The organism is Streptomyces sp. Q2 (genome assembly GCF_056820935.1).
Map to the genome: position 1 here is coordinate 50,520 of NZ_JBXEJE010000007.1, position 17,544 is coordinate 68,063.

General features: G+C 72.3%; 17 protein-coding genes and 1 pseudogene. 13 read left to right on the plus strand and 5 right to left on the minus strand.

Translation table 11 applies throughout. The annotated features are described in order from the left end of the window. Position 1 precedes the first annotated feature (1 nt). Positions 2–757 carry a response regulator gene (locus tag ACWBNA_RS09530; RefSeq protein ID WP_482703975.1) on the plus strand — a complete coding sequence of 252 codons (756 nt, stop codon included), beginning with the start codon at positions 2–4 and terminating at the stop codon, positions 755–757. Positions 758–783: 26 nt separating this feature from the next. Here ACWBNA_RS09530 and ACWBNA_RS09535 read toward each other — a convergent pair whose 3' ends face one another. Together ACWBNA_RS09535 and ACWBNA_RS09540 are read right to left on the minus strand one after the other, a co-directional pair. Then, positions 784–1,413, minus strand: coding sequence for a response regulator (locus ACWBNA_RS09535; protein WP_482703810.1), 630 nt, complete (start codon positions 1,411–1,413; stop codon positions 784–786). After that, on the minus strand, positions 1,410–2,660 hold the full coding sequence (locus ACWBNA_RS09540) for a sensor histidine kinase (protein WP_482703811.1): 1,251 nt from the start codon (positions 2,658–2,660) through the stop codon (positions 1,410–1,412). The genes ACWBNA_RS09535 and ACWBNA_RS09540 overlap by 4 nt, the downstream gene beginning before the upstream one ends. Positions 2,661–2,982: 322 nt before the next feature. Here ACWBNA_RS09540 and ACWBNA_RS09545 point away from each other — a divergent pair, with 322 nt between their 5' ends. The 7 genes and pseudogenes from ACWBNA_RS09545 to ACWBNA_RS09575 all read left to right on the plus strand — a co-directional run bounded on the left by ACWBNA_RS09545 (position 2,983) and on the right by ACWBNA_RS09575 (position 9,087). Then, positions 2,983–3,759 carry a class I SAM-dependent methyltransferase gene (locus ACWBNA_RS09545; protein ID WP_482703812.1) on the plus strand — a complete coding sequence of 259 codons (777 nt, stop codon included), beginning with the start codon at positions 2,983–2,985 and terminating at the stop codon, positions 3,757–3,759. Between the two features lie 29 nt (positions 3,760–3,788). Next, the gene (locus tag ACWBNA_RS09550) at positions 3,789–4,358 is read left to right on the plus strand and encodes a hypothetical protein (protein WP_482703813.1); all 570 of its coding nucleotides are present in this window, start codon (positions 3,789–3,791) and stop codon (positions 4,356–4,358) included. Positions 4,359–4,497: 139 nt separating this feature from the next. Further along, positions 4,498–5,613, plus strand: a complete 1,116-nt coding sequence (locus ACWBNA_RS09555; protein WP_482703814.1) for a Gfo/Idh/MocA family protein — start codon at positions 4,498–4,500, stop codon at positions 5,611–5,613. After that, a complete protein-coding gene (locus ACWBNA_RS09560) occupies positions 5,610–6,536 on the plus strand; it encodes a DUF6807 domain-containing protein (protein ID WP_482703815.1) in 927 nt (308 codons plus the stop codon). The genes ACWBNA_RS09555 and ACWBNA_RS09560 overlap by 4 nt, the downstream gene beginning before the upstream one ends. Further along, positions 6,530–7,291, plus strand: coding sequence for a cupin domain-containing protein (locus ACWBNA_RS09565; protein ID WP_482703816.1), 762 nt, complete (start codon positions 6,530–6,532; stop codon positions 7,289–7,291). The genes ACWBNA_RS09560 and ACWBNA_RS09565 overlap by 7 nt, the downstream gene beginning before the upstream one ends. Positions 7,292–7,315: 24 nt before the next feature. Then, a pseudogene (locus tag ACWBNA_RS09570) lies at positions 7,316–7,604 on the plus strand (hypothetical protein); the annotation flags it as partial. 475 nt (positions 7,605–8,079) lie between these two features. Continuing rightward, positions 8,080–9,087, plus strand: a complete 1,008-nt coding sequence (locus ACWBNA_RS09575) for a hypothetical protein (protein ID WP_482703817.1) — start codon at positions 8,080–8,082, stop codon at positions 9,085–9,087. A gap of 25 nt (positions 9,088–9,112) precedes the next feature. Here ACWBNA_RS09575 and ACWBNA_RS09580 read toward each other — a convergent pair whose 3' ends face one another. Next, on the minus strand, positions 9,113–10,939 hold the full coding sequence (locus tag ACWBNA_RS09580) for a glycoside hydrolase family 15 protein (RefSeq protein WP_482703818.1): 1,827 nt from the start codon (positions 10,937–10,939) through the stop codon (positions 9,113–9,115). Between the two features lie 148 nt (positions 10,940–11,087). Between ACWBNA_RS09580 and ACWBNA_RS09585 the strand changes: the two genes are divergently transcribed. Next, entirely contained in the window at positions 11,088–11,672 is a 585-nt protein-coding gene (locus ACWBNA_RS09585) for a TetR/AcrR family transcriptional regulator (protein WP_482703819.1), read from the plus strand. 57 nt (positions 11,673–11,729) lie between these two features. After that, the gene (locus tag ACWBNA_RS09590) at positions 11,730–12,917 is read left to right on the plus strand and encodes a GDSL-type esterase/lipase family protein (protein ID WP_482703820.1); all 1,188 of its coding nucleotides are present in this window, start codon (positions 11,730–11,732) and stop codon (positions 12,915–12,917) included. 50 nt (positions 12,918–12,967) lie between these two features. On the opposite strand, the gene ACWBNA_RS09595 is transcribed toward ACWBNA_RS09590, so the two are convergent. Next, positions 12,968–13,747 carry a DeoR/GlpR family DNA-binding transcription regulator gene (locus ACWBNA_RS09595; protein ID WP_482703821.1) on the minus strand — a complete coding sequence of 260 codons (780 nt, stop codon included), beginning with the start codon at positions 13,745–13,747 and terminating at the stop codon, positions 12,968–12,970. 122 nt (positions 13,748–13,869) lie between these two features. Here ACWBNA_RS09595 and ACWBNA_RS09600 point away from each other — a divergent pair, with 122 nt between their 5' ends. Beyond that, positions 13,870–14,751 (plus strand): SIS domain-containing protein, encoded by an 882-nt coding sequence (locus ACWBNA_RS09600; RefSeq protein WP_482703822.1) that lies wholly within the window; start codon positions 13,870–13,872, stop codon positions 14,749–14,751. Between the two features lie 40 nt (positions 14,752–14,791). Next, a complete protein-coding gene (locus ACWBNA_RS09605; RefSeq protein WP_482703823.1) occupies positions 14,792–15,640 on the plus strand; it encodes a class II fructose-bisphosphate aldolase in 849 nt (282 codons plus the stop codon). Between the two features lie 41 nt (positions 15,641–15,681). On the opposite strand, the gene ACWBNA_RS09610 is transcribed toward ACWBNA_RS09605, so the two are convergent. After that, positions 15,682–16,821, minus strand: a complete 1,140-nt coding sequence (locus ACWBNA_RS09610; RefSeq protein ID WP_482703824.1) for a methyltransferase — start codon at positions 16,819–16,821, stop codon at positions 15,682–15,684. A 66-nt stretch (positions 16,822–16,887) separates the two neighbouring features. On the opposite strand from ACWBNA_RS09610, the gene ACWBNA_RS09615 reads away from it, so the two are divergent. After that, entirely contained in the window at positions 16,888–17,529 is a 642-nt protein-coding gene (locus tag ACWBNA_RS09615) for an alpha-ketoglutarate-dependent dioxygenase AlkB family protein (protein WP_482703825.1), read from the plus strand. Positions 17,530–17,544 lie beyond the last annotated feature (15 nt).

Sequence of the window (17,544 nt, forward strand, 5' to 3'; positions counted from 1 at the left end):
GATGACCGGTACGTCCGGGACGGGCGACACGATCGACGTGCTCGTGGTCGACGACGACTTCATGGTGGCCAGGGTCCACCGCGCCTACGTCGAACGGGTCGAGCCGTTCCGGGTCGTCGGCGTCGCCCACACCGGCGAGCAGGCCGCCCACGCCGTCGACACCCTGTCCCCCGACCTCGTTCTGCTCGACCTGTATCTGCCGGACCTCTTCGGCCTGGACGTCATTCCCCGGCTGCGCACCGCGGGCCACGACTGCGACGTCATGGTGATCAGCGCCGCACGGGAGGCGGACGCGGTGCGCGGCGCCGCCCGCCACGGCGTCGTCGACTACCTGCTGAAGCCGTTCGACTTCGAGGACCTGCGGGTCCGCCTGGAGCGTTACGCCGTGCAGCGCGGTCGGCTGCTCGCCACCGTAGTGCGCAGTCAGGCCGATGTGGACCGGGTCCTGGCCGGCGCCGGAGCCGTACCGGCCTCGGCCTCCGGCACGCTGCCCAAGGGCATGAGCGTGGAGACCGCCGAGCTGATCGAACGCACCCTGAGGGCGGCGGAGGGCTCCCTGTCCGCCGCCGAGTGCGCCACGCTGTCCGGCGTCTCCCGGGTCAGCGCGCGCCGCTACCTGGAGCACTTCCACACCATCGGCAGTGCCGACGTGTCCCTGCGCTACGGGTCGACGGGCCGGCCCGAACGCCGCTACCGGTTCCGCGGACGGCCCGCCGGGCTGCGACCGGGCGAGGCCCGCGCCCAGCTCAGGCCATAGGGGACACGCAGCGCGGTACGCCGCCGTCACGCCAGCAGTCGCCGCTCCTTGGCGACCGCCACCGCACCCGCCCTCGTCTCGACGCCCAACTTGCCGTAGATCCGCCCGAGATGGGTCTTGACCGTCGCCTCGCTGATGAACAGGGCACGGGCGATCTCCCGGTTGCCCAGGCCGCGGGCGAGCTGCCCGAGGATCTCGTGTTCGCGCGCGGACAGGGTGGGGCGCGGGCTGCGCAGCCGGGTCATCAACCGGTCGGCGACCGGGGCCGACAGGGCGGTGCGGCCGGACGCCGCGTTGCGGATCGCCGTGAACAGCTCGTCGGGTTGCTCGGCCTTGAGAAGGTAGCCGGTGGCGCCCGCCTCGATGGCGCGGGTGACGTCGGCATCGGTGTCGAACATCGTGAGGACCAGGACACGGGGGCCTTGTGCGCCGGCGGCGGTCAGGCGTCGCGTGGCCGTCACGCCATCCATCCCGCCGTCGAGCTGGAGGTCCATCAGCACGACGTCGGGGCGCAGCCGGGCGGCCATGGCGAGCGCCTCCTCGCCGGTGGCCGCCTCACCGACCACCTCGATGCCGTCGGCGCTGGAAAGCAGCGCGCGCAGTCCCGCCCGCACCACAGCGTGGTCGTCGCACAACAACAGGCGTACGGGCGTCACAGGGCAGGCTCCTTGGGGGCGTTCGGGGCGGGCCGGACCGGGGAGGCCAAGGGTGCCAGGGGGATCGCCGCCGACACGACGGTGCCCTCGCCCGGCGTGGACTCCACGGTGAGCGTGCCGCCCGTCTGCCCGGCCCGGATGCGCATGGCGGGCAGCCCGTGCCCGCGTCCCCGGTCCGACTCCGGTCCGGACGGCTCGGGCACGCGGTCCACGTCGAAACCGCGCCCGTTGTCGGCGACGTCCAGCGAGATCTGGTCGTCCAGACAGGTCAGGGTCAGCGCGGCCCGGGTCGCCGCCGCGTGCTCGCGCACATTGGCCAGCGCCCCCTGGGCGATGCGCAGCAGCGCCGCCTCGACCCGTTCCGGCAGCCGGCCCGGCTCGCCGTCGAGCCGGAACTCCACGGTCAGCCCAGGACCGCTCTCCCGGTCGGCGAGTACGGCGAGCGCGCCCGGCAGCGTGTGCTCGGCGAGGTCGGCCGGCGCCAGGTCGTGCACGAACCGGCGGGCCTCCGCGAGGCTGCGGGACGTGATCTCCGCCGCCCCGCGGACGTGCTCGCGGGCCGCCTGCGGGTCCGTGTCCCAGACCCGCCCGGCGGCCTGGAGCAGCATCTGCTGGCTGGACATGCCCTGTGCCAGGGTGTCGTGGATCTCCGCGGACAGCCGCTGGCGCTCCGCCAGGACCCCCGCCCGCCGTTCGGTGACCGCGAGCTCGTGCCGGGTACGGACCAGGTCCTCGATCAGCACGCGCTGCCGGGCCCCCTGACGCTGCAGATGGACCATCACGGCGGTGGCGACCGCGGCGACGGCCGGCGGGGCGACGACCATGTTGGGGTTCAACGTGCCCTCGGCGACCCGCACTTCGGAGACGACGACCAGCGCGGTGAGCACGCCCGCCACCGGCACCGCGATCCGCGGGGGCAGTGCGTGCAGGTTGGCGAACAGCAGCGGCATCGCGCACCAGGTGGCGCTCGGCGTGAGAGCGAGGAGCACGACCCACACCACGGACACCGAGGCCAGCCACACCAGATGGCGCGTGGTGGGTGACGAGCCGGGGCGCGGCGCCGGAGCCAGGAAGCGACCGAGGACGTACAGCAGACAGAAGACCCCGAACAGTCCCACCACCCACCCGGTGTGCGCCCCGCCCTGGTCGCGGGTCAGGAAGCGGGCGAACGAGGAGCCGAGCAGCAGGAAGAACGCGCCGTGCACGACCACGCCCAGCCAGCGCTCGTCCGGATCGGTGTCTCTCATCCTCCGTGTCTAACGCGTCTGAGGCGCGGCCGCATCAACCGATCGGCTGACCCGCCCGTCACCCGAAGCGTCCGAGGACCGCAGCCCGTTGACCGAGCCCACCGCACCGCTCCCGCACCGAGGCTGAGAACCAGGCCCCGCACCGCTGGGCGCTGTCGCCAGGCCCCGCACCGCTGGGCCCTGTCGTCGAATTCCCGCCCGCCGCGCGAGCGCCGTGCACGAACTCCCGCCACACCGGGCACAGACCCACGTACCCCGCCCTTCGGGGACGACGGGTTGTGGCGACAGCCCGGAAGACGTCACTCGGAAAGGCAGCGACCACATGCCCGCCAAGAACCTCACCGCCAACCGCGCCGCCCTCGGCCACCGCCTCGGCTACGCCCTCCGTCACCCCGACCGGGTGCCCCGCCACCTGGCGCGCGCCGCCCGGGACCTGTGGCTGCGCCACCGCCACACCGACCACGTCTCCTACTACCGTGCCGTGATGCGCTCCGACACCCGGACCGACCCGGACGCGGCGGTCGGCAGCCGCAGCCGTGAGCGGTGGCTCGCGCTGGGGGCGATGCAGTTCGACTACCTGCTCGAGCACGGCCTGCGCCCCGAGCACCGCATGCTGGAGATCGGCTGCGGGAACCTGCGGGGCGGCTGGCGGTTCATCCGGCACCTGGAGCCCGGGCACTACCACGGCATCGACATCTCGCCCGACATCCTCGTCGCCGCGCAGGACACCATCGTCGAGATGGGCCTGCGACAGCGGCTCCCCACCCTGACCCCGGTCCGGGATCTGACCCTGCGGTTCCTGCCCGACGCCCACTTCGACGTGGTGCACGCGCACAGCGTCTTCTCCCACTCGCCGCTCCCGGTGATCGACGAATGCCTGGCCCACGTCGGCCGGGTGCTCGCCCCCGGCGGCTGGTTCGACTTCACCTTCGACCGCACCGAGGGCGAGGAGCACCACGTACTCCGGGAGGACTTCTACTACCGGACGGAGACGCTCGTGGCCCTGGCCGAACACCATGGCCTGCGGGCCCGCTTCATGGACGACTGGGAGCGGCTTCCGCACGGCCAGTCGAAGATCCGCGTGACCCACGGCTCCTGATCGCCGTTCCAGAGGGCGTGCTGAGCAACATGCGGATGCGAGGGGGCCGGCTGCTGGTGCTGGCAGGAGTGGCGATGGCGTTGCCGGCCGTGGTGGCCTGCGGACCGTCGCGAGGCGGGGGAGGCGAGAGCGACAGCCGGCCCGCCTCGCCGACGCCGGCTCGGTTCGACGAGGAGGTCGTGCTGCCCGACGGCCGGCACGTGGGCCTGTCGTACGCCCCCGGCCGCGGGCTCCTGGAGCGGCATCGGGGCGCCGGAACGGGGACGTGGAGCGAGCCGCGGGTGGTGTACAAGACCTCGTCGGATTCGTGTCGGAGCATGACGGTCAAGGCCTTCGACGGCACGCTCGCGGTCATCGCCGACTGGGGGCACTACTGCGCGGACGGCGAACCGCCGACGGAGTCGGTCGCCGCGGTCGGCACCGCGGACCTGTCGCGGTGGGACACCAAGCTCAGCCGCGACTTCGACGGCTGGGAGAAGGTCACCGCCGTGGACGGCTCGCGGCGGCTGCGCTTCACCAGGGTCTCCACCGAGTGGCTGACCCGGCTGGGGTGGAGCCGGACGGACGGTTTCGCCGAGGTGGAGGAGATCCCCCGCTGAGGTCGCCGCGGGCCACGTCCGTCGGGCGTTCCGCGACCTTCGTCGCCGTCAGGGGGTTGTCCGTACATTCTCCGACGCCTAGGCTCGCTCGCGGCAAGCGCTTTCTACGTGCGTCCGCAAGCTGTCCGAGGAGTACCGCATGCCCCCGCTCCCAGCCCGCCGTCGTGTCGCCGTCGTCGGGACCGGTGCCATCGTCAGCGGCAGTCACCTACCGGCGCTCAGAGCCCACAGCGACCGGGTGGAACTGGTCGCCGCCGTCGACGTGGACCCGGACCGACTCGGCGCCTTCCGGGAGCTGGCGGGGGAGGCGGTCGCCGGGTACACGTCGATGGACGCGATGCTGGACGCCGTACGCCCCGACCTGGTGCTCATCGGCACGCCGCCGTCCCTGCACCGGGAGCAGACGGTGGCCGCGCTGAAGGCCGGCGCCTGGGTGCTGTGCGAGAAGCCGCTGACCCTGTCGCTCGCCGAGTACGACGAGATCGCGGCGGCGGAGGAGGCCTCGGGGGCGTACGCGGCCGTGGTCTTCCAGCACCGCTACGGCTCCGGCGCCGTACACGCCCGTGAACTGATCGCGAGCGGCGAGCTGGGCGCCCCGCGGGTCGCGCACTGCCAGACCACCTGGCACCGCGACGCGGCCTACTACGCCGTGCCGTGGCGCGGGAAGTGGGCCACCGAGGGCGGCGGGCCGACCATGGGGCACGGCATCCACCAGTACGACCTGCTGCTGCATCTGCTCGGCCCGTGGACGGAGATCCGGGCCATGGCGGCGCGTCTGGTCCACGACACCGAGAGCGAGGACGTCTCCACGGCGCTCGTCCGATTCGAGAACGGCGCCCTCGCCACCGTCGTCAACAGCGTGCTCTCCCCGGACGAGGTCAGCCGCATCCGCATCGACTGCGCCGACGCGACCGTCGAGCTCACCCACCTGTACGGGCACCGCAACGAGGACTGGGTCTACACCCCCGCCCCGCACGTCGGCTCCGAGCGCGCCGCCGCCTGGGCGACCCCCGCCGCGGACGTGCCCAGTTCGCACACGGCACAGCTCGGCGCCCTCCTCGACGCGTACGACAACGGTGTCAGGCCGCCGACCAGTGGCCCGGAGGCCCGTGCCACGCTGGAATTCGCCGCCGCCCTCTACAAGGCCGCGTTCACCGGCAACCCGGTGCACGCGGGCGAGATCGGCCCCGGCGACCCGTTCTACCCGGTCATGCACGGAGACCACCCCCACTGGGCCCCCAAGGAGCGCGCATGAGCATCCGCGTCAGCCACGTCCACGGCGAGCACATCGCGGTCGAGGCGGCGGACGGCACGGAGATCCTCCGCTACGTCTACCGCCCCGACCCCGAGGCCTTCGAGTCCCGCAAGCCCTACGCCCACCCGGTCCGCACGCTCGCCGGGCGCACGGTGACCGGGTACCGCCCGAACGACCACCGCTGGCACAAGGGCCTGCAGATGACGGCCAGCCACCTGTCCGGCCAGAACTTCTGGGGCGGCAACTGCTACGTCCACGGCCAGGGCTACCTGCCCCTGCCCGAGCGCGTCGGCTCGATGCGGCACGACGGCTTCCCGGCGTTCACGGTCGCGGACGACCGGCTGGCCTTCACCGAGGAGCTCACCTGGGTGGAGAACGGCGGCGCCGAGTGGGCGCGCGAGGAGCGCGGTCTGGCCGTCCACTCGGTCGACGAGGAGGCCGGTGCCTGGACCCTCGACTGGTCGATCCGGCTCACCAACCTCCGTGCCGAGCCCCTCGTCTTCGGTTCGCCGACCACCGCGGGCCGCGAGATGGCCGGCTACACCGGCCTGCAGTGGCGCGGGCCGCGCGACTTCACCGGCGGCACCGTCTTCGCCCCGGACACCGACGCCGACGCCGACAAGCTGATGGGCACCCAGAGCCCCTGGCTCGCCGTCACGACGCAGCACGACGAGGTCGACGCGCACTCCACGCTCGTCTTCGCGCACGCCCCCGAGAACCTCGACGCGAAGAGCGCCGTCCACGAGTCGCACTGGTTCGTGCGCTCCGAGCCCTTCCCGACGGTCGCGTTCTCCTGGGCGTTCTTCGAGGAGTTCGAGCTGCCGCCGGGCGAGTCCTTCGCCTACCGCTACCGGCTGGTCGTCGCCGACGGGGCCTGGGACGGTGATCGCGTCGCCACCCACCTGGAGGGTCTGCCGTGGTGAGCGAGCCCAGACCCATCCTTCCGCACCCGCTGCCCGGCGCCGTCGGCCTGTCCCACCTGAGCGCGTACGACTGGGAGGCCGCCGACGGTGTGTGCGGCGGCAGCCCGCATCTGCACCTGGTGTGCACGGAGGCGTACGTCGTCACCGGCGGCCGGGGCGCCGTGCAGACGCTGAGCCCCGACGGCTACCGGGACATCCCGCTGGAGCCGGGCTCGGTCGCCTGGTTCACGCCGGGCACCGTGCACCGCATGGTGCAGGGCGGTGATCTGCGCATCACCGTGCTGATGCAGAACAGCGGGCTGCCGGAGGCCGGGGACGCCGTCTTCACCTTCCCGCCCGAGATCCTCGCCGACCCCGACGCGTACGCGGCGGCGGCCACGCTACCGCCCGGCACCGGCCCACGGACGGCCGCCGCGGCACGCCGCCGCAGGGACCTCGCCGTCGAGGGCTACCTCGGGCTGCGCGAGGCCCTCGTCGCCGGCGACAGCGGCCCGTACCGGGAGTTCCAGCGCACCGCCGCCCGGCTGGTGCGCGCCAAGGTGCCGGCCTGGCGCGAACTGTGGCGGGCCGGCGCGCTGGCCACCGCCGAACGCACCGGCGCCCAGCTCGACGCGCTGGCGGCCGGCGAGCCGGCCTATCTCGGCGAGGCGACCGCGTACGAGACCGCGCCCACCCGGCTCGGCGGCTTCGGAATGTGCGGCCGACGGGACGAGTACGCGCTGCCGGGGACGACCGTGCCCCACCAAGGCGAGTAACAGGGCGCCTTCACCGGGGGAACGACGGTGTGCCAGTTCGGCGCCCCGATGGTCGTCTTCCCCGCCGGGCTCCAGCAGATACCCGCCGAGCCGTACGAGACCGCGGCGTTGGACGGGGCTCTACGACCGCGGCCCGCCGACTCCCCCATGGGCTACGCCTCCGCCATGGCCTGGGTGCTGCTCTCTCGTCATCGGCGCCGTCACGGCGGTGCTGTTCCGCATCTCGGGCTCCTGGGTCTTCCGTGTCCGAGGGGGGGCGATGGCCGTTGCCTCGACTGCGCTTCCCGTAAGCCCGTTCACCGGGGCCGCGTAGCCCTGCACCTCGGCTGCCTGGCCGCCCTGATGTCGAGCGTGCGCGGTGCTGCGGGGTGCGGGGCAGGGGCAACCCGCCAGGGCCGGGCGGTACTTCACGGTGCTACGACGCCGGCTGTGGGCCGGCGACCCGGCGGCGGAGGCCGTCGCCCTGGTGGGCGCGCTGTTGTTCGCCGCGGATCTCGCGCTGGCCGGGGCGGGACTGCCGGGCGCTCCACGTGACGGCCCACTGGAGGACGTGCGGTGTGAAAGGCCATCCAGCTTGCGGTCCCGGAGGGCATCGGGTTGGGCGGGTCGGTCGCAGTCCGTCGGCAGGGTGGCCACGGCGCGGGGTCGTGACCGCTTCCCTGTCATACCCCTGGCCCGTATTTGGAACATGCCCCTGAAGGCTTGACTGGATACCCCCTAGGGGTATGGTGGGTCGTGTATCGAGGCCCTCGCCCGAAGCCCGGGGCCACGTCTCCCAGGAGCCGACCATGCATGCTGGACTGAAGATCACCACGTTCGCCGCCGCGCTCGCCGCGACCTTCGGTACCGCCTACGGAGTGGGGAAGGGCCTCGACCCCTTGGTCGAGGACAGCGCGCCCCCGCGTCACGAGAGCCACAGCGAGGCGCCACCGTCATCGGAGGGAGGGGGTGGGCATGGCGGGCACGAGGCGGAACCGGCAGGGGGACTGCAGATCTCCGAGAAGGGCTACACCCTCGACCTCGAAACCACCGAGGTCACCGCCGGGCGCCCGTCCGACCTGCGCTTCGTCGTGCGGGACGACAGTGGCCGCGCCGTCACCGCCTACCAACGGGAACACGACAAGGAACTCCACCTCATCGTGGCCTCACGCGACCTGATCACCTACCGCCACCTGCACCCCGCCCTCGCCGCCGACGGCACCTGGAGCATCCCCGTCGACCTGCCCCGCGCGGGCGGCTACCGGGTCTTCGCGGACTTCACCCCGGCGGGGAAGAACGCCGAGAACCTCACCCTCGGCGCCGATCTGGCGGCCTCGGGCGGCCCCTACGTGCCGAAGGACCTTCCGGCGCCGAACGCGACGGCCGAGGTCGACGGCTACGAGGTGGCGCTGAACGGCGCCCTGCGCCCGGGCACGCCGGGAGACCTGACTTTCAAGGTCTCCCGGAACGGCAAGCCGGTCACCGACCTCCAGCCCTACCTCGGTGCGTACGGCCATCTGGTCGCCCTGCGCTCCGGCGACCTCGCCTACCTCCACGTCCACCCGAACGGCGAACCCGGCGACGGCACGACCGAGCCGGGCCCGGACGTCTCGTTCGCGGCCACCGCGCCGAGCGGCGGCACCTACCGGCTCTTCCTCGACTTCAAGCACGGCGGCGAGGTCCACACCGCGGCGTTCACGGTCCGGGCGGAGGCGGCGCGGGCGGCCGCGGACGACGCGCCGACGGACGTACCCGAATTCCCGGCCACCCCCGAATCCCCGGCCACCCACGACTCCGCCGGCGACCACGGACACTGACCGCCCGGATCGTGCCCCCGGCTCCTCAGCCCAGGGCGCGATCCAGGTTGAACGCCGCGCTGATCAGGGCGAGATGGGTGAAGGCCTGCGGGAAGTTGCCCTGTTGCTCGCCGGTGTGGCTGATCTCCTCGGCGTACAGGCCCAGATGGTTGGCGTAGGTGAGCATCTTCTCGAAGGCCAGCCGGGCCTCGTCGATCCGCCCGGCGTGCACCATGGCCTCGACGTACCAGAACGAGCAGATGGAGAACGTGCCCTCGTCGCCGTGCAGTCCGTCGGGGCTCGCCTGGGGGTCGTAGCGGTAGACCAGCGAGTCGGAGACCAGGTCGTGGGTGAGCGCGTCCAGCGTGGACAGCCACTTGGGGTCGGTCGGCGCGATGAACTTCGTCAACGGCATCATCAGGACGGCCGCGTCGAGGACGTCTCCGTCCTCGGTCTGCACGAAGGCCTGGCGGGTCTCGGACCAGCCGCGCTTCATGATCCGCCGGTAGATCGTGTCGCGGCACTCCCGCCAGCGGTTCAGATCGGCGGGCAGGCCCCGCCGGTTGGCCATGCGGATCGCCCGTTCGATCGCCACCCAGCACATCAGCCGCGAGTACAGGAAGTTCTTGCGGCCGCCGCGGGTCTCCCAGATGCCCTCGTCGGGCTGGTCCCAGTTTTCGCACACCCAGTCCACCAGCGCGGTCACGTCGTCCCACTGGTCGCTGGAGATCGGCTTGGCCCACTTGTCGTAGAGGTAGATCGAGTCGATCAGCGCGCCGTAGATGTCGAGTTGGAGCTGTTCGGCGGCGCCGTTGCCGACCCGTACCGGCGCTGAGCCCTGGTGTCCCTCCAGATGGGCGAGTTCACGCTCGGGCAGATCGGTGCGGCCGTCGATGCCGTACATGATCTGCAGAGGGCCGGACGGCTTGCCGTCGCCCGGACTGATGTGCCGGGTCACGAAGTTCATGAACGCCTCGGCCTCGCCGGTGAAGCCCAGCCGCAGCAACGCGTACACGCAGAAGGCGGCGTCGCGTACCCACACGTACCGGTAGTCCCAGTTGCGCTCGCCGCCGAGCCGCTCTGGCAGGCTGGTCGTCGGTGCGGCCACGATCGCGCCGGTCGGCGCGTAGGTGAGCAGCTTCAGCGTGAGGGCCGAGCGGTGCACCATCTCCCGCCAGCGGCCACGGTACTTGGACGCGGACAGCCACTTGCGCCAGTACGCCACCGTGGTGGTGAACTGCTCCTCGGCCTCCGTCCGAGCACACCGGCGGGGCGCCACCTCACCGCCCACCTGGTCCAGCGCGAACACCGCGGACTCGCCCTCGGCCAGCTTGAAGTCGGCGCGCGCGTCCAGGCCGTCGACCTCCAGCGGCACGGTCGCGGTCAGCCCCAGCGACAGCTTGGCGGACTCGAACACCGCGACGTCACCGACCATGCGCACGGTGTGCGGCTCGGCGCCGTAGTCGAAACGCGGCGCCACGCGCGTGCGGAAGGGGATGGAGCCGCGCACGCACAGCACCCGGCGGATCAGCCGGTGGCGTTCGGTCTCGACCGAGTCACCGTCGACCGGCATGAAGTCCTGCACCTCTCCGACGCCGTCCTCGGTGAAGAACCGGGTGATCAGGACGTTGGTGTCGGGGAAGTAGAACTGCTTGGTGCGGGCCGGCACGCTCGCCGCCAGCTCGAAACGGCCGCCCTTGTCCGCGTCCAGGATCGAGGCGAAGACGCTCGGGGCGTCGAAGGAGGGGCAGCAGTACCAGTCGATCGTGCCGTCGGTCCCCACCAGGGCCACGCTGCGCAGGTCGCCGATCAGACCGTGCTCGGCGATCGGCAGATAGCGCGCGGCCCCGGACGCCTGCTGTGCATCATCCATGGCAGCCTCCCCGGCCCGACACGCATCTCAGCCTCAGCTTAGGGGGAGCGGAGAGCCCGGCGCCGGGGGACGAGGAGACGGGGAGAGAGGATTTGCCTATATGTATTAGGTGGATGCACAATTCATTTAGGTGAGTGGAGGGTAGGTTATGGCGCGCGCAGGACTGACCACGGAACGCCTGGTACGAGCGGGGGCCGAGCTGGCCGACGAGGTCGGCTTCGACCAGGTGACCGTCTCGGCGCTCGCCAGGCGGTTCGACGTCAAGGTCGCGAGTCTGTACTCGCACGTGAAGAACTCCCACGACCTCAAGACCGGGATCGCCCTGCTCGCCCTGGAGGAACTCGCCGACCGGGGCGCCGCGGCCCTCGCCGGCCGGGCCGGCAAGGACGCGCTGACCGCCCTCGCGAACGTCTACCGCGACTACGCCCGCGAGCACCCCGGCCGTTACGCGGCGGCCCAGCTGAGGCTCTCCCCGGAGGCGGCGGCCGCCAGCGCCGGTGGCCGGCACGCCCAGATGACGCGGGCGATCCTGCGCGGCTACGACCTGACGGAGCCGGACCAGACGCACGCCGTCCGGCTGCTGGGCAGTGTCTTCCACGGCTACGTCAGCCTGGAACTGGGGGGAGGGTTCAGCCACAGCGCCCCCGATTCGCAGGAGACCTGGTCAAGAGTGCTGGACGCCCTTGACGCGCTGCTGCGCAACTGGCCCGCGCCGTCCGCGCCGTCCACGTAGTCCGCCCGGTTCACACAGTCCACGCAGTTCAGAAACGTTGATCAACAGGTTGGGGCCATGCACACCAAGGACGACTGGATCACCACGCCCATCACCATGGACCTTCTGCGCGGAGCGCTCGACCTGGAGCGCACCGAGCACGGCGTGCTGCCGCACCGGCTGCCCGCCTGGGCCCGCGCCCAGTACACCGACGGGCAACTGGCCATGGCCGAGTCCCAGCCCTCCGGCGTTCGGCTCGCCTTCCGCACCCGGGCGACCGCCGTCGAGCTGGACACACTGCCCACCAAGCGGGTCTACGTGGGCGCCCCACCACGCCCGGACGGGGTGTACGAACTGCTCGTCGACGGCCGCCCGGCAGGCCGGGGCACCGTGACGGACGGGCACACCCTGACCATCGACATGACCACCGGGAGCTTCGAGCACCGACCGGGACAGTCCGGCACGCTCCGCTTCACCGGCCTGCCCGACGGCACCAAGGACGTCGAGATCTGGCTGCCCCACAACGAGACCACCGAGCTCGTCGCCCTGCGCACCGACGCCCCCGTCGAGGCCGCCCCGCCCTCGGGCCGCAGGGTGTGGCTGCACCACGGCAGCTCGATCAGCCACGGCTCCGACGCCGCCGGGCCCACCGCCATCTGGCCCGCACTCGCCGCCGCTCGGGGCGGTGTGGAACTGATCAACCTGGGCCTGGGCGGCAGCGCCCTGCTCGACCCGTTCACCGCGCGCACCCTGCGGGACACTCCCGCCGACCTGATCAGCGTCAAGATCGGCATCAACCTGGTCAATCTGGACGCGATGCGCCTGCGGGTGTTCACCCCCGCCGTCCACGGTTTCCTCGACACCATCCGCGAAGGGCACCCCACCGTTCCGCTGCTGGTCGTCTCACCCATCCTGTGCCCCATCCACGAGGACACGCCCGGCCCCGCCGCCCCGGACTTCGGCGAACCCGGGTCCGGGCAGATGCGGTTCGTGGCCATGGGTGATCCGGCCGAGCGCGCGAGCGGGAAACTGACCCTCGGCGTCATTCGGGACGAGCTGGCCCGGATCGTCGAGCAGCGAGCGGCCGCCGACCCGAACCTGCACTACCTCGACGGACGCGACCTCTACGGCGAGCCCGACTCCGCCGAGCTTCCCCTGCCCGACAACCTCCACCCGGACGCCGCCACCCACCGCCTCATCGGTGAACGATTCGCCGACCTGGCTTTCACGGCCGACGGGGCCTTCGCGGACCACGGCGGCGTCTGAGTCCCGTCGCTTCCCCGAGTGCCCCTGGACGCGCGGAACCGGGCCGCTCCCTAGACCGAGACGACCGTCAGCCCCGCGTCCTCGAACCGCCGTACCGTCTCCGGCCCGGCCGCCGCGTCCGTGACCAGGGTGTCCACGGCCTCCGTCGCGCAGATCCGGGCGAAGGCCCGCTGTCCCAGCTTGCTGGAGTCCGCGGCGACGACCACGCGCTCGGCGCGTTCGCACAGGAGCCGGTTGATCGCCGCCTCCGCCTCGTCGTGGGCCGACGCGCCGTGCGTGACGTCGAAGGCGACGACCCCGAGCACCGCCACGTCGACCGTGATCTGACCGAGCACGCCGTCCGCGAGCGGCCCCACGAGTTCGTACGACTGCGGGCGTGCGACCCCTCCGGTCAGCACGATCTTGAACTGAGGGCGTACGGCCAGCTCGTTGGCGATGTTGAGGGCGTTCGTGACCACGGTCAGCGCGGGTGCGCCGGCCGCGAGGTCGGCGCGCACGGCCAGTGCCCGCGCCACCTCGGTCGTGGTCGTCCCGCCGGTGAGCCCCACGGCCTCGCCGGGGGCGACGAGGTCGGCCACCGCCTTCGCGATGCGCTGCTTCTCGGAGGCGTGGCGGGCCGCCTTGTAGCGCAGCGGCAGCTCGTACGACACCCCGTGCACGACCGCGCCGCCCCGGGTGCGCACGAGCATCTGCTGCTCGGCCAGCTGGTCGAAGTCGCGCCGGATGGTCGCGGACGAGACCGCCAGCTCGGCGGCCGCCTCCTCGACGTCCAGACGGCCGCGCTCGACGAGCAGTTCCAGCAGCGCCTTCCACCGGGCGTCGCGTGACATCCGCGCCCCTCCGTTCCTCGATCTCCCGGTGACCCTAGCGCACCCCCACTTGAGCAGATGCTTGATTATGCTCGAAACAGCGCTATATCTTGCACGAACAAGCAAGAGTAGAGAGGTGTGGCATGACCCATGTCGAGGACGAGCTGACGAGCCAGCCCGAGTGCTGGACCCGCGCGGCTGCACGGGCGCCGGAGCACGGCGGGGCGCTGCCGGCCCCTGGGGAGCGGGTCGCGATCGTCGGCTGCGGCACCTCCTACTTCATGGCGCAGGCCGTGGCGGCCCTGCGCGAAGGATCGGGCCAGGGCGAGACGGACGCCTTCGCCGCTTCCGAGTTCCCGTACGGCCGTTCGTACGACCGCGTCATCGCCCTCACCCGCTCCGGCACCACCACCGAAGTGCTGGAGCTGCTCGGCGAGCTGCGGGGACGCACGCGCACCACCGCCATCACGGCGGACCCCGGCACTCCCGTCGTGGAAGTCGCCGACGACCTCGTCGTCCTCGACTTCGCGGACGAACGGTCCGTCGTGCAGACCCGGTTCGCCACCACCGCGCTCACCCTGCTCCGCGCCCACCTCGGCCTGCACACCGACGCCGTCGTCGCCGACGCCCGCACCGCGCTCCGCGCGCAGCTGCCCCAAGGGCTCGTGGACTGCTCGCAGTTCACCTTCCTCGGCCGCGGCTGGACGGTCGGGCTGGCCAACGAGGCCGGACTGAAGATGCGGGAGGCCGCCCTCGCCTGGACCGAGGCCTACCCGGCGATGGAGTACCGGCACGGCCCCATCAGCGTCACCACCCACGGCACCGCCACCTGGATGCTCGGCGAGGCGCCGGACGGCCTGCCCGAGCAGGTCCGGGACACCGGCGCACTGTGGGTCGCGGGCCACCTCGACCCGCTCGCCGAACTGGTCCGCGTCCAGCGGCTCGCCGTCGCCGTCGCAGCGGCCCGCGGCCTCGACCCCGACCGGCCGAGGCACCTCACCCGCTCGGTGATCCTCGCCCCCTGATGCCCTCTGACGCCCTCTGAAGCCTTCGGAAGGATCAGTCGTGCCCCTCGTCACCACCGGTGAACTCGTGACCCGCGCCGCCACCGCGCACTCCGCCGTCGCCGCCTTCAACATCATCACGCTGGAGCACGTCGAGGCCGTCATCGCCGGCGCTGAGTCGGCGGGTTCGCCCGTCGTCCTCCAAGTCAGCGAGAACGCCGTCAAGTTCCGTTACGGACGGCTGCTCCCGCTCGCCCGCGCCGCCCTCGCCGCCGCCGAACGAGCCGCCGTACCCGTCGCGCTGCACCTGGACCACGTGCGAAGCGACGACCTGCTGCGCCAGGCACCCGACGCCGGATTCAGCTCCGTCATGTACGACGCGGCCCAGCTGCCGTACGACGAGAACCTCGCCGCGACCAGAGCCGCCGCCGACTGGGCGCACTCCCAGGGGCTCTGGATCGAGGCCGAGCTGGGCCGGATCGGCGGCAAGGACGGCGAGTCGCCGCTGGACGCCCACGAACCCGGCGCCCGCACCGACCCCGCCGAGGCCCACTCCTTCGTCGCGGACTCCGGCGTCGACGCCCTCGCCGTGGCCATCGGCAGCTCCCATGCCATGACCACCCGCACCGCGACCCTGGACCACGCCCTCCTCAAGAGCCTGACCGCCATCCTGGACGTGCCCCTCGTGCTGCACGGCTCGTCCGGAGTGGCGGACGGCGAGCTGACCAAGGCCGCCGCGGGCGGCATCGCCAAGGTCAACGTCGGCACCGCCCTCAACATCGCCATGACCGGCGCGATCCGCGAGTTCCTGGCCGCCCACCCCGAGGCGGTCGACTCCCGCGCGTACCTGAGCGTGGGCCGGGAGGCGATGGTGCGGGCGGTGGCCGGGATCATCCGGGTCCTCGGCTGACCGGACCGGCGCGGCCGTAGAGCGCGCACGGCCCGCCGCCGCTACCTCTTGACCGCCTTCAGCACCACGAACTTCGCGTCGCTCGCGACCAGTTGACTGTTGCCGAACAATCGCCGCAGCTTCAGGTGGTACCCGAGATGACGGTTGCCGACCACCCACAGTTCGCCGCCCGGCCTCAGCGCGCGCCGCGCCCCGGTGAACATCCGCCAGGCGGCGGCGTCCGTCGTCGTCTGGTGGGAGTGGAAGGGCGGATTGTTCAGCACCAGGTCCACGCTGTCGGCCGGCACTCCCACCAGCCCGTCCCCCACCCGGAACTCGGCATGTCCCGGCACGCCGTTCGCCTTGAACGTCGCCTCCGCGGAGGCGACCGCCTGGTACGACTCGTCCACGAACAGCACCTCGGCCTGAGGATCGGCCAGCGCCATCGCCGTACCGACGACACCGTTGCCGCATCCCAGGTCCACCACCCGCTGTCCGCCACGGCTGTCCGGCAGGTGCTGCAGAAAGAACCGGGTGCCGACGTCGAGGCGGTCCGCGCAGAAGACACCCGCGTGGTTGACGACGGTACGGCCCGAGACGCGGCCGATGCCGTCGGGAAGCTCATAGCTGTACGGCCACGGACTGGCGCCACGCTCCGGCGACGGCTTCGGCTCCGGCGTGCAGAAGATCAGCCGGGCCTTCTTCTCCGCGAGCGAGGTACGGGTCCGGCCGAGGATCCGCTCGAACAACCGCAGCGTCGAGGTGTGGATCTCCTTCACCATGCCGGTGCCGACGACGACCGTTCCCTCGTGCGTCGCGGGTGCCAGCCGCAGCAGCTGGTCCTCCAGCAGGGCCAGGCTCTTCGGCACCCGCACCAGCAGGACGTCGACGCGCCCGGGCGGCGGATCCTGCGTGGTGAGCAGCTGCACGGCACCGGGCTCGGCACCGGCCCGCGCCAGGTTCGCCCGGGTCGCCTCCTGGGCCAGGTAGGAGTCGGTGATCTGCGCCGGCCGGTGTGCCGCGAGTGCCGTGGTGAGCGCGCCCCAGCGGTCCCCGACCACCACGACCGTGCCGGACAGTGACACGTCCTGGTCCGCCAGATGCCGCAGGAGGTACTCGTCGGAGGCGTCCCAGGCGCGCAGCTGGTCACGTGGGTCTTCGGGGAAGCGGGACAGCGCGAACTCGCCCCAGGGAGTCTTCATACGGTCGTCCATCGTGCCCCCAGGCTAGCGGAGCAGCAGATCAGAGCTGTCGGGCAGGATGGAACCATGGACACCGAGCTGTTCCCCAGGGCCCGTACGGAGGTCGCGCCCGGCGCGGTGCACGTGCCGGACTGGCTGGACACGGCCCGGCAGCGCGAGCTCCTTCGGGCCTGCCGTGAGTGGGCCCGCCCGCCCGCCGGCCTCAGAACGGTCCGCACACCCGGCGGCGGCACGATGACCGCCCGCCAGGTCTGTCTGGGCTGGCACTGGTACCCGTACGCCTACGCTCGCACGGTCGTCGACGGCGACGGCACCCCTGTGAAGCCGTTCCCCGGCTGGCTGGGCGAACTGGGCCGGGACGCGGCGCGGGAGGCCCTGGGCGCCGAATCCGTTCCGTACGACATCGCGCTGATCAACTTCTACGACGGCGACGCCCGCATGGGCATGCACCGCGACAGCGACGAGAAGTCGGACGCGCCGGTGGTGTCGCTGAGCCTCGGCGACACCTGCGTGTTCCGTTTCGGCAACCCCGCGTCCCGGACCCGGCCGTACACGGACGTCGAACTGCGCAGTGGCGACCTCTTCGTGTTCGGCGGGCCGTCCCGGCTCGCCTACCACGGGGTGCCCCGGGTCCACGCGGGTACCGCACCCCCGGAGTTGGGGCTGACCGGGCGGCTGAACATCACGCTCCGGGCGAGCGGCCTGTAGGCCGCCGGGGCTGCG